The organism is Nonomuraea maheshkhaliensis (genome assembly GCF_039529435.1).
GTDB classification, from domain to species: domain Bacteria; phylum Actinomycetota; class Actinomycetes; order Streptosporangiales; family Streptosporangiaceae; genus Nonomuraea; species Nonomuraea maheshkhaliensis.
Genome location: NZ_BAAAMU010000009.1, coordinates 87,250 through 99,816, shown reverse-complemented (window position 1 = coordinate 99,816; position 12,567 = coordinate 87,250). Strand labels below are relative to the sequence as shown.

Annotated in this window: 9 protein-coding genes; 7 read left to right on the top strand and 2 right to left on the bottom strand. The window is 69.1% G+C overall.

The genetic code is table 11. The features are described from left to right. The first annotated feature begins 70 nt into the window (after positions 1 to 70). Genes ABFX54_RS08725 through ABFX54_RS08705 form a run of 5 tightly spaced genes read left to right on the top strand, consistent with a single transcriptional unit; the run spans position 71 to position 8,351 of the window. Entirely contained in the window at positions 71 to 1,348 is a 1,278-nt protein-coding gene (locus ABFX54_RS08725; protein ID WP_346103007.1) for a polysaccharide pyruvyl transferase family protein, read from the top strand. Continuing rightward, complete coding sequence (locus ABFX54_RS08720) at positions 1,341 to 2,252, top strand: ABC transporter permease (protein WP_346103006.1); 912 nt, start codon at positions 1,341 to 1,343, stop codon at positions 2,250 to 2,252. The genes ABFX54_RS08725 and ABFX54_RS08720 overlap by 8 nt, the downstream gene beginning before the upstream one ends. Next, positions 2,249 to 3,211, top strand: a complete 963-nt coding sequence (locus tag ABFX54_RS08715) for a carbohydrate ABC transporter permease (RefSeq protein WP_346103005.1) — start codon at positions 2,249 to 2,251, stop codon at positions 3,209 to 3,211. The genes ABFX54_RS08720 and ABFX54_RS08715 overlap by 4 nt, the downstream gene beginning before the upstream one ends. A 33-nt stretch (positions 3,212 to 3,244) precedes the next feature. Continuing rightward, the gene (locus ABFX54_RS08710; protein ID WP_346103003.1) at positions 3,245 to 4,864 is read left to right on the top strand and encodes an extracellular solute-binding protein; all 1,620 of its coding nucleotides are present in this window, start codon (positions 3,245 to 3,247) and stop codon (positions 4,862 to 4,864) included. A gap of 37 nt (positions 4,865 to 4,901) precedes the next feature. Further along, complete coding sequence (locus ABFX54_RS08705; RefSeq protein WP_346103001.1) at positions 4,902 to 8,351, top strand: alginate lyase family protein; 3,450 nt, start codon at positions 4,902 to 4,904, stop codon at positions 8,349 to 8,351. Between the two features lie 163 nt (positions 8,352 to 8,514). Here ABFX54_RS08705 and ABFX54_RS08700 read toward each other — a convergent pair whose 3' ends face one another. After that, a complete protein-coding gene (locus ABFX54_RS08700; RefSeq protein WP_346103000.1) occupies positions 8,515 to 8,703 on the bottom strand; it encodes a hypothetical protein in 189 nt (62 codons plus the stop codon). A gap of 114 nt (positions 8,704 to 8,817) precedes the next feature. Here ABFX54_RS08700 and ABFX54_RS08695 point away from each other — a divergent pair, with 114 nt between their 5' ends. Then, a complete protein-coding gene (locus ABFX54_RS08695) occupies positions 8,818 to 10,044 on the top strand; it encodes a sensor histidine kinase (protein ID WP_346102998.1) in 1,227 nt (408 codons plus the stop codon). Beyond that, complete coding sequence (locus tag ABFX54_RS08690; RefSeq protein ID WP_346102997.1) at positions 10,041 to 10,667, top strand: response regulator; 627 nt, start codon at positions 10,041 to 10,043, stop codon at positions 10,665 to 10,667. The genes ABFX54_RS08695 and ABFX54_RS08690 overlap by 4 nt, the downstream gene beginning before the upstream one ends. Positions 10,668 to 11,097: 430 nt before the next feature. Here ABFX54_RS08690 and ABFX54_RS08685 read toward each other — a convergent pair whose 3' ends face one another. Beyond that, complete coding sequence (locus ABFX54_RS08685) at positions 11,098 to 11,865, bottom strand: hypothetical protein (protein ID WP_346102995.1); 768 nt, start codon at positions 11,863 to 11,865, stop codon at positions 11,098 to 11,100. Positions 11,866 to 12,567: the final 702 nt, after the last annotated feature.

Genomic DNA, 12,567 nt, shown 5'->3' with positions numbered 1-12,567 from the left:
CTACTCGGTTCTTGACGTAACGTCTCACCATCCCTATTTTGAATTAACGTTACGTCAACAAGGAGTACATATGACATCGGTACGTCGCACCGTCCTCCTGCGGTCCTCCTGGGCGACGGTGAACATCGGCGACGTGGCCCACTCCCCTGGCGTGGTGCGGGCGTTTCAGCGGTTCGCCCCCGAGGTCGAGGTCGTCCTCTGGCCGGTGCGGCTGGAGGAGCGCGAACGATCCATGCTGCGGCACGCGTTTCCCGGCCTGCGCGTCGTCGACGGCACTCTCGGCGGGGACGGGCCGAGCACCCCGGAACTGGCCGCCGCCATCGACGGCGCGGACGTCCTGATGCACGGATCGGGCGCCGACGCCTTCCAGCGCACCGAGATCGACTGGTGGCGCGAGCACGTGGGCCGCCCGTACGGGTACTTCGGGATCACCGTGGATCCGCTGTGCCCGCCGACCATGGCGACGCTGCCGGAGCTGGCACAGATGGTCGATCTGCTCCCGCCGTCCTATCTGGAGGACGACGTCAAGGACCGTTTCGACGGCGCCGACTTCGTGTACTGCCGCGAAACGCTGACCCTGGCCACCCTGCGCGGCCAGAAGATCACCGGGCCCGACCTCGACTTCGGGCCGGACGGCACGTTCGCGTTCGACCACACCGACGACGTCGCCGCCGCTCGCCTGCTGGAGGAGTTCGGCCTGCGGCCCGGCCGGTTCGCCTGCTTCGTTCCGCGGCTGCGCTTCGCCCCGTACGCGAAGATCTACGGCACGGAACCGACCCGCGAGCAGATGCGCCGCGACGCGGTCAACCGGGCCACCGTGACGCACGACCTGGCGGTGCTGGCGGCGGCGATCGAGACCTGGGTACGAGTCAGCGGCCGGCCGGCCGTCGTGGTGCCCGAGATGAGCTATGCCGTCGAGCTCGCTCACGAGCACCTGCCCAGCCTGCTCAGCCCGCAGACGCTCGGTCAGGTCCGGATCCTGGACCGGTACTGGCCGCTGGAGGAGGCGACCGGGGTCTACGCCCTCTCGTCGCTGGTGGTCAGCATGGAGTGTCATTCGCCGATCATGGCCGCACGACATGCGATCCCGACCATCTACCTCCGGCAGCCGACCGAGACCACGAAGTCTCAGATGTTCGCCGACCTCGGCGGCCCGGACCTGGTGATCGAGCTCGACCATCGTGCCGCGGCGACGGTCGTCGCGGCGGTCACCGACATCGCCACCGACCCGGCGCCCGCGGTCGCCCGGAGCAGGAGGGTCGCGGCCAACGCCGACGACCGGCTGCGGGCGGCAGTGGAAGCCTGTGTCGCAGGCCGGCCCATATCGGCAGGGACCGGCGATGCGTAGCCTGCGCGACCGCTGGCGGCGTGACCGGGTCCTGCTGCTGCTGGCGCTTCCCGGGGTCACGGTGCTGCTGCTGTTCCACTATCTGCCGCTCGGCGGGAACGTCATCGCGTTCCAGGACTTCCAGCCGTTCCTCGGCATCTGGCACAGCCCGTACGTCGGGCTGGACAACTTCGAGCCGGTGCTCACCGGCGACCCGGTGTTCCTCAACGCACTCGTCAACACGCTGATCATCACGCTGATCCAGGTGGTCTTCGTGTTCCCGCTGCCGATCTGCCTGGCGTTGATCCTGAACGCGACCATCAGCGAACGGCTCAAACGCCTCACCCAGTCGATCCTCTACATGCCGCACTTCCTGTCCTGGGTCATCGTGGTCGCCCTGTTCCAGCAGATGTTCGGCAACGGCGGGATGCTCAACGCGTGGCTGCGCTCGGCCGACCTGTCCACGTTCACCATCGTCGGCGTGCCCGAGTTGTTCAAGCTCATGATCACATCACAGGTGATCTGGAAGGACACCGGCTGGTCGACGATCATCTTCCTCGCCGCACTCTCCAGAGTGGATCCGGCGCAGATGGAGGCCGCGGTGGTGGACGGCGCCTCGGCGGCTCGCCGCCTGTGGCACGTGACCCTGCCCGCCATCCGCCCGGTGATCGTCCTGCTGCTGATTCTGCGGCTCGGTGACACGCTGTCCGTCGGGTTCGAGCAGATCATCCTGCAGCAGGCACAGGTCGGTGCCGGTGCCAGCGAAGTGCTCGACACCTACGTCTACAACCACGGGATCGTCGGCGGCGACTGGGGCACCGCGGCCGCGGTGGGGCTGATCAAAGGCATGGTCGGTGTCGCGCTCGTCCTCGGCGCCAACCGGTTGGCCCACGCCCTGGGCGAGCAGGGGGTGTACGCCAAATGACGAGCCGACCTGCGCCGACCGCGGTGTCGGTGGCGCGCCGCGCCGCGCGCACAAGGCCACGCTCGGGCCGCGGCCCGCGTCCGGTCTGGATGGGCGAGCCCAGCAAACTGGGGGTCGGCGTGCGGGGACTCGTGCTCGGCCTGGGCTGCCTGGCGGTTCTGGTGCCGTTCTGGGCGGTGCTCATGACCAGCATCGCCTCCCCGGAGGAGGTCAACAGGGCGGGCGGCTTCGTGCTGTGGACGAACGCACCGACGCTCGACTCCTACCGGGCCGTCCTGTCCGGCGGAATCGTCACCCGTGCGCTGCTGGTGAGCGCCGGCGTCACCGCGGTCGGCACGGCACTCAGCCTCGTCGCCACGATCGCTCTGGCGTACGCGCTGTCGCGGCCGGGCTCGTTGCTGCAGAAGCCGATCCTGCTGATGACGGTGTTCACCCTGCTGTTCAACCCGGGCATCATCCCGATGTACCTGACGGTCAAACAGCTCGGCCTGCTGGACAGCTACTGGGCACTGATCCTGCCGGTGCTGGTGAACGCGTTCAACGTCATCGTCATGCGCGCGTTCTTCCAGGAGATCCCCCGTGAGCTGCGGGAGAGCGCCCACATGGACGGCGCCGGGGAGCTGCGCATCCTGCTGCGGATCGTCCTGCCGCTGTCGAAGGCGGTCGTCTCCGTGATCGGGCTGTTCTACGCGGTGGCGTACTGGAACGCCTTCTTCTCCGCGATGTTGTACCTCCAGTCGTCGGAGAAGTGGCCGCTGCAACTGGTGTTGCGCACCTACGTCGTCAACAACACCCCGATCGGGTCCGACCAGCTCAGCTCGAACCTGGAGAACCTGCCACCGCAGATCTCCGTCCAGATGGCGATTCTCGTCATCTCCGTCCTGCCCATCCTGTTCGTCTACCCCTTCATTCAGAAGCACTTCGCCAAAGGACTCATGGTCGGCGCCGTCAAGGGCTGACCGGTCGTCCACGCCATGTGGAAAGGGAACGTCATGGCACCCACCTTCAGCCGCCGCCGCCTGCTGGCACTCGGCGCGGCAACGGGGCTGGCCCCGCTGCTCGGGGCCTGCGGCGACGGCGGCCCGAGTGCGCCGAACAGCTCGACCGGGTCGGTCAAGCTGCCCACCTACAAGCCCGTCACCGCGGCCACGCCCGACCTGGCCGCCGAGCCGCCCGGGGTGTCGCCGGGATACTTCACCTACCCGACCGCCTCCAGCGCCGCGGCACAACCGGTGAAGGGCGAAGCCGTCACGGCACTGACGTACACCTACGACCCGATCGCCCCCGCGCTCGGCTCGAACCCCTACTGGCAGAACCTCAACAGCCAGATCGGCACCGAGCTGAAGATCACCTATGTCCCCTCGACCGACTACAAGAGCAAGGTCGCCACGACCATCGCCGGTGGCGATCTGCCCGACATCGTGGCCATCCAGGGCGTCGTCCAGCAGATGCCGGCCATGCTGAAGGCGACGTTCACCGACCTCACCGAGTACCTGTCCGGGGACGCGGTCCTCGCCTACCCGAACCTCGCCGCCCTGCCTGCCGACGCCTGGCGCGGCACCGTCTACGACCAGCGGATCTGGGGCGTCCCCGTGCCGCGGGCCCGGATCGGCACCGTGCTGTACACCCGGGCCGACCTGCTGGCCAAGGCGGGACTCGGCCTCCAGCCCGAATCGTGGGCCGAGTTCAAGGAGCTGGCGGCCGCGCTGAGCGACGAGCGGGCCGGTCGGTGGGCGTTCGGGCAGATCCCGTTCAACACGATCCTCGAGATGAACGGGATCACCGGCAACTGGCCCGGCGGCGCCGGCGTCTGGCAGGCGGCGGGTGGCGTCTTCACCCACTCCGGGACGACACCGCAGTTCACGCAGGCCCTTGAGGACACCGTCGAGCTGGTGAAGTCGGGGGTGGTGCATCCCGACCACGCGGGCGCGCCCAACACGAAGCGGAACGCGTGGATGCTGGCCGGCACGACCGCGTTCACCATCGGCGGGTACGCCGGGTGGGGCAAGTTCTACGGTCAGGCGAAGGACGTGCCCGGCTTCCGCCTGACCGGCATGCTCTCGCCCACCCGCGACGGCAAGGGGACGCGGGTACGCACGCCCGGCCCGACCCTGTCCAGCTTCACCGCCATCGCCAAGACCGACAATGCCGACCGGATCAAGCAGATCCTCAAGGTCCTCGACTGGTTGTGCTCACCCTTCGGCAGCAGCGAGTACCTGGCCCTCCGGTACGGCGTCGAGGGCCAGACGTTCACCCGCGACGGCTCCGACCCTGCCCTCACCGAGGGCGGGCGCAGCCAGGTGTTCCTACCGGTGCGGTACCTCGCCGAGGCATCGCCCGTCATCTACGAGCCGGGCAACCGCCAGGCCGTACAGGACCAGCACGACCACCAGGTCGCCGGCGTCCCGCTCGCCGTCGCCGACCCGACCCTCGGGCGCTACTCGGAGACCGCCGCCAGCAAGGCCGCCAGCGAGCAGCAGGAACTGGACGCGGTGCTGCTGGAGATCCAGCTGGGCAACAAGCCCGTCTCGGCGTGGCAGCCGGCCATCAAGAAGTTCATGGACCGGGTGGGCGACAAGATCAAGGCCGAGTACGAGGAGCAGGCGAGTTGACAGCCAACACTCTCACGGGTTCAGGGAGAAGGCAGTGGTGAGACGAAGCAAGTTACGTGCGGCGGTCGTGCTGGCTCTGGTGGCGGCGTTCGTGTCGCCTCTGTCGCCGGCCCGGGCCGCGGTCGCCGACATGTCGGATCTCGGCGAGTTGCTCGACCTGACGCGCCCGGGGCTCGGCGCGGTGGCGGCCGAGCTGGCCGCCGGTGACGAAGCGGGCGCCGCGAGCGCGCTCAAGGTCTATTACGCGGGCCGCACCGACGTCCATTACCCGGCCCCGGCCGAGGGCCTGGGTGGCGGCGACTCGGGCCCCGACGAGCTCGCGGCGGGGATCTTCCGGTTCGGCGCCGAGACCCGCAACTTCTACGACAGCGCCGAGCAGCGGATCGACGTCGACTGGCAGGACCTCTGGGGTGGGACGCAGACCACCCCGGGCGGCGCGCAGACGTTGATGAGCGACTTCACGTTCATGCCCAAACTGACCTTCGCCTACGTGTCCGAGAGCGACCCGGCGAAGCGGGCGGCGTACGCGAAGGCGTGGATGGACATCTCGCTGGACTTCTTCGCCGACAACCAGAGCTGGCCGAAGGGCCGCAACCTGTCGGCGGCCAAGCGGCTCTCCCAGCTGGTCAGCGGGTTCTCCGTGTTCAGGACCGATCCCGGCATCGACCCGGGCGATCTTGTGACGTACCTGTCCGGCGTGCACTTCACGACGGGCTTCCTCGTCGGCGTCATGCAGGGTCACGTCGGCAACAACTGGTACATGTCGATGGCCCGCTCCGTCCACGCGGCGGCCGTGTTCCTGCCCGAGTTCTCGTCAGCGTCCGGCTGGGAGTGGTTCGCGATGCGCTCGGCCGAGCGGTTCCTGCGCGCGTACCTGAAGGGCGACGGCGTGTACCGCGAGCCGGCGTTCAACTATCAGGCATACGTGGCGGACCTCCTCAACTCCGTCATCGCGGTCGCGGACGCCAACGGGCGGACCGTTCCCGACCACCTCGTCCAGGCGGCGGACTGGATCGCGGATTCGCTGTTCGCGACCCGTCAGCCGAATCTCGAACCCGCGGCGATCGGCGACACGCCGAACAACACGGCGGGTACGTCGGCCATTCGCCGGAGCGGCGTACGCAACTCCTGGCCCGATTTCACCTGGGTCGCCTCCGGCCGGACGCAGGGGACCGCCCCGACGCTGTCGTCCACGGTGTTCCCGATCAGCTTCGCGGTGCAGCGTTCCGGGTGGGACGCCGATGCCCGGTACATGCTGATCAACAACCAGAATTCCAGTTACACCGCCTCGCATCGGCATCCGGACGACCTCAGCCTGGTGATGGCGGCGTACGGGCGTCCGCTGATCGTCGACTCCGGGGTGGGGGACTACAGCGCGACTCCGACGAACGACTGGATGCGCCGTCAAACCGCGGCGCACAACACCGTCGAGGTCGACGGAGACCCGCAGACCGCCGGCGTCCCCCGTACGACGTCGTTGTGGCGCTCGAACGCGGGCCTCGACATCTACCGCGGTGCCACGATGGGCTACCGGCCGATCGAGCACGATCGCGCGGTCTACTTCGTCAAGCCCGGCTTCTGGGTGGTCTCCGACGACCTCACCGGTGCCACCGCCGCGCACGACTACCGGCAGCTCTGGCACTTCCCCGGCGATCCGGTGACCGTCAATCCGACGACGAAGGTCGCCACGGTCGGGTTCGACACCGTGCCAGGAGCCGCACCCGGCGCCGGCGTGCGGCTCATCCCGGTGGCGACGGCCGGCGCCGCGGTGACCCCCACGGTCCACGACGATGGCGCCGTACGCGTCGGCGAGCGGGTGCTCACCAACGTCGACTACCTGTCGTACGACTGGTCCGCCACCGGCCCGACGGGAGTGGACACGGTCGTCTTCCCCGGCCCGGCCGGCGCGGCGCCCTCGGTGACGGCGAAGCGCATCGCCATGTCCGGGGTGAGTCACTCCGTGGCGTCGGCGCTGGAGATCGGCCTGCCGGGCGCGACCGGACGCTTCTACCTTTCGCGCGAGGCGAATCCCTCGTCGAGGGCGTTCGGGGCCGCCACGACCAACGGCGAGACCGCCTACCTGGAGCGTGCTTCGGGCGGCGGGCTCACCAGGTACGCGCTGACCAGAGGGTCGTCGCTGATCGACTCGGGCAACACCGTCATCAGCGCGTCCGCACCGGTGTCCGATGTCAGTGTGGAACTGCGCGGCGCGACCGCCCGGATCTCGCTCGGGGACCCGTTCACCGGCACGCTCTCCCTCCACGCGCCGAACGTGAACGCGGTGACGGTGAACGGCACCCCGACCGCGTTCACCCGCACGGGCGACCTCATCACCGTGTCACTCGAGGAACGCTTCGCCCCGGCACCCGTGCTCGACGAGGAGTTCGACGATGCCGGCCTGGACCGCACCGTCCATGACTTCAACGCATCCTTCGGCGGCTGGACGCCGGTCCAGGGGACCTGGACGGTGACCGGCGGGCAGCTCGCACAGACCTCGACCGCCGACATGGTGTCGTTCGCGGCGCTGCAGGACGTACCCGATGACGTGGTCATGGCCGCGGACATCGTTCCCGGGCCACGCGGCCAGACGACGTCCCGTACCGGTCTCGCGTTCCGCTACCACAATTCCCGCAACTACTACCGGGCCGAAGTGCTCAACTCCGCGTCGGGAGCGACGCTGAAGCTCGTGAAGATCTACGACTCGGACACCGAGATTCTCGCGGAGACCGAACTGCCGAGCGGCGCCAACGTCCCGCACAAACTGGTCGTATCCGCGATCGGGAGGCATCTGAGCGCCAAGATCGGCGATACGTCGATCTCCGCGGACGACACACAGTTGCCGACGGGTGGCGCCGCCGCCTTCACGCATCGGCGGGCCGCGACCTTCGACGACATCGTGATCAGGGAAGGGCTCGATCAGGCCAATTGGCGAGGGATAACCGGGTCCGTGTCCGTCGCCTCGGGCAAGTTGCGCCTGACGCCGCCGGCCGGTGGCCGGGCGCACGTACTGGCCGACTCGACGCTGCCGGCGCGCTTCTCCGAGGCGTGCGACTATGTCGCGGAGACCACGCTCACGATCGAGGGATCCGTCGGTAACGCGGGAATCTCGCTGCGAGACACCACGGACGCGTACGGGTATCGGATCCACGTCGGCAAGACGAGCGACGGAACCCAGTACGCGAGCATCATCCGCGAGGCGCACGCGTCGGGTCCCGTCACCGTGGCCAAGACGAACATCAGCAATCCGCTGACAGGTCCTGTGCGACTGGGCGCGGCGATTCACGGCGACCGCATCACCGTGACGTTGAACGGCGTCGAGATCCTGAAGGGTCGCGACACCGTTGTGCGTAGTGGGGGCGTCGGGCTTTACGCGTCCACGGAGAGCTCGTTCGAGAACGTCACTGTCGCTCGGTCGTGCGGGGGGAGGGAGCGCCTGCGGCCGATCGCTCCTGGCGCGGGCCACAACCGCACGAACCGCAACGACTGAACCGGTGGGGGTCGGTGGGCCGCCGTCCGTATGGGCGGCCCACCAGCCCATCGCCTCGCACGGCAAGGTGTCATGGGCGCCCGCCGGCCCCGATGGCCCGGCACCGCGGGACATGGGAGCGATGTCGGCGGTGTGCGGGATCTCCGCTTCAGGATGATCCGCTTCAGGATGATCGGCCGCGTCCGGTGAGCAGGCCGCGCACCGTCCACAGGGCGCCGATGACGATGGCGCCGACGATCATGAAGGTCGTCATCGTGGTTTCGGCGACGTGGAACATGGCCAGGACGCCGATCGTCAAGCCGTAGACGATGGACAGGGCGACGAGGGCTCGTGCGGAGAGTTTCGCGTTCATGGCTGCTGAGCGTGCCCGAACCCGACGATGTGGGGACAGCCACCGGGGGAGGGGATGCTGATTCCGACGAAAGGTGGATACCGGGCGGCGACGCCGGTCGTCGATACTGGTCCGATGGCTGGTGGATCCCTCACAGACCCGGTCGATGCCGGGCAGGACGATTGGCATCGGACGGTGCCCGGCTGGCATCTCGCCTTCGCCACGCTGGCCGTACTGACCGCCTGTCTCGTCGTCACCGGCGATGCCGGCCCCGCCGCCGCCGCCACCGCTGCCGCTGAGCGAGGTGCCGCGCTGCTCGTGCTCGTGTTGCTGTGCGGCTGGTACGGCGCCACCGGCGCCCGGGCCCTGCACCGCGACCGCGACCACAGCCGGCTGGGAGTCGTCTATCTGGCCGGCGCAGTCTCGCTGTCGGCGGCGTTGTTCGCGGCGGTGCCTGAGGGCGCGCTGATGTGGGTCATGCTGTATCCGCATATCTGGGCGCTGCTCCCGCTGCGCAAAGCGATGGCCGCGACAGTCGCGAGCGTGATGTCGATGGCCGCGGTGATGATCTTCCGTGGCGATGCGTACGGGCAGGAGCTGTCCTCGGCGATCCTCCTGTCGGTGGTGACGCTGGTGGTCGCCCTCGTACTCGGGGTCTGGATCACCCGGATCATCGAGCAGAGCCGGCAGCGGGCCAGGCTGGTGGAGGAGCTGGCGGCGACGCGGGCCGAGCTCGCCGCGGTCAGCCGGGAGGCCGGGGTGCTGGCTGAGCGCGAACGGCTCGCCAAGGAGATCCACGACACGCTCGCGCAGGGCTTCACCAGCGTGCTGCTCCTGCTGGAGGCGGCCAAGGCCGGCACGTGCGAGCGCGACCAGGCCGCCCGCGGCCACCTCGACCAGGCCCGCCGCACCGCCATGGACAACCTGGCCGAGGCCCGCGCCCTGGTCGCGGCGCTGCCGCCGCCCCAGCTCCGTGACGCCTCGCTGCCGGACGCCCTCGGCGGGCTCATCGAGCGGTTCGAGGCGGAGACGGGGCTGGAGGCTCGCTTCACGGTGACCGGCACGCCCTGCCGGCTCACCCCGAACGAGGAGGTGGTGCTGCTGCGGGTCACCCAGGAAGCCCTGGCCAACGTCCGCAAGCACGCCCCTGGGGCGGGTCGGTTGGGGGGCGTGCTGGCGTACGGGACCGAGGGCGTGACCCTGCGGATCACCGATGACGGCCAGGGCTTCGACCCCGGGGAGGCCGGCACCGGATTCGGGATCGGCGGCATGCGCGACCGGGTCGCCGAGGTCGGCGGGGTGCTGAGCATCGGACCGGGCCGGCTGTCGGGAACCCTGGTCCAGGTGGAGCTGCCGTCGTGACCGTACGCGTGCTCATCGTCGATGACCACCCCATCGTGCGGCAGGGGCTGTGCGCGGTGCTGGCCGCGCAGCCGGGCTTCGCGGTCGTGGCCGAATGCGGCACCGGCGAGGAGGCGGTCGCCCTGGCGGCGGACGCCGGGCCCGATGTGGTGCTGATGGATCTGCGGCTGCCCGGCCTGGGCGGCGTCGAGGCGACCGAGCGCATCATCGCCGCCGGGAGCGCCACGGCGGTCGTCGTGCTGACCACCTACGACTCCGACGGGGACATCCTGCGCGCCGTCGCCGCGGGAGCGACCGGCTACCTGCTGAAGGACGCCTCGGCTGAAGAACTGGTCGCCGGGGTCCGCACGGCCGCCGCGGGCGGCACCGTGCTCGCCGCTCCGGTCGCGGCCAAGCTGGCCACCCGCATGCGGGGCGAGGCCCCCTCGCTCACCACGCGGGAGATCCAGGTGCTGGAGTGCGCGGCCCGCGGCCTGTCGAACCCGGAGACGGGGCGGGAGCTGTTCATCAGCGAGGCGACCGTGAAGAGCCACATGATGCGCATCTTCGGCAAGCTCGGGGTCGCCGACCGCACCGCCGCCGTGACCACCGCCATCGCCCGCGGCATCCTCAGCCCACCTTGACCTCGGGATTCGATACCGCTGCGCTCCCGGCAGAATCGTCTCGTGCTGCCGACCGGCAGGTACGGCCCAGCGCCTGGATGGCCGAGCTGACCGGCCGGCCCAAGGGCATGCGCCTCATCGCCCGAAGGAAAGCCCGCATCCCGGCGCCCAGCTGCGCTTCACCGACGTCGACGGCTGCGCCTGCGCTCAGCCGACCGATCCTTGGTCATTGAAGATCGAGGTTGGCGATTGGGGCTTTGACATCGTTCTCACGATGGCGGACCACACTACAGAGGATCAAAGGCCGAGGTTACCAAGTTGGCGAGTGTTCCAGCAGGTGGGCGGAAGGACCACGCTGTCACCCTGGCACTTCGTTTTCTGTACCGAGACCGCCGCCCTTGATCGCGGGGAACGCGTCAAGGGCGGCGGTCTCGAGTCATCTCACGTGCTGTCAGCGGCCCGTCTTCGTGGACCACACGGGACGGGTGCCGTCGTAGATCACCACGTTGCCGTCGTTCTGGACCTCCAGCCTGGCGCCCGGGTTCTTGCCGGTCTCGGAGCTCCACAGCGGCGTGGTGCCCTGGTAGACGACCAGGTTGCCGTCCTTCTGCATCTGCGCGGACGCGCCGGGGTTGCCGCCCGTCTTCGTGTTCCACAGGGGCTTGCTCGCCTTGTACAGCACCAGGTTGCCGTCCTCCTGCATGACGAACTGGTAGTCGCCGTTCTGGGAGCGTACGTACTGGTTGGCCTTGAGTCCGTAACCGGGCTTGAGCACACTGATCGTGGAGTGGCGGCTCCACAGGGGTGTCTTGCCGTCGTAGATGACCAGGTTGCCGTCATCCTGTACGGCGACGCGCGCGCCGGGCGCGTCGCCGGTGTTGGAGGCCCACAGCGCGGTCTTGCCCCGGTAGACGACCAGGTTGCCGTCCTCCTGCATGGCGGCGAACGCGCCGGGGCTGTCGCCGGTCTGGCTGCTCCACAGCGGCTTGGTGCCGCGGTAGAGGACGAGGTTGCCGTCCTTCTGCTGCTGCAGGACGTACTCGCCGTTCGACGAGCGTACGGAGTCACCCGCCTGCAGTCGCTGGCCCGGGTTCAGCCATGTGGTACGGGGCCGCTCCTGGACCGTGGCCGCCTGGGCGGGGGCCGTGACAGCGGCCGTGACCACCGGGCCTGCGAGCGCCAGCACCAACGCGCCGGCGTAAACCGGGAACCTCTTCATGTCGTCGCTCCCACGATTGCCGCTGATCAGGACCTGTTCTTGATCAGGAACCGTGACGCTATCCAGTGCTCGCGGGGAGAACGGCTCACTTCAAAGAGTCTGAAAGTGCGTTATCGGTGGACTCGTCGCCTATGTCGGGCACAGAGGTCGCGGGCCTCCGGATAGCTCGGGTTAGCCACGAACATCTCGGTCCTTCATCAGGTTCCTGGGTCAGTGCCCTTGGACGTGGGGGAAGATCTGGCCGAAGTCGTGGGCGGCGAGCCGGTCCCGGCGGATGCCGAAGATCAGGATGGGGGGTCCACGGAGTCGCGCAATACCACCAGGAGAACGACAGAGGTCGACAGGCCGTTGACGAGGTTGAAGGCGGAGAAGGTCAGTTGCGGTGCCCGCGCGCCTGGATGTAACGCAGCGATGGTGCAGTTACGGCCGCAGCTCTGCGAGTTGCTCAGCGCCGTGCCGTCCGGCTTCAGCAGGCCGGCACCCGGACGTCGGCGGCGGCGGAGAAGCTGGTGCCGGTGAAGGTCCTCCCACGACTGAGCCTGATCGACGTGCGGACGGGCGGCGAGCGCCCCTTCCCGACCGTCAATCCGGCCGTCTCGATCGACACCCTCGGCGTCGTCGCCTGACGCTTCAGCCTTACTGCACCGCCGCCGCGACGGCGGCGGGCAGCTCCGGGCTGGGGGGGGGGGTGCCCGGGGCCGG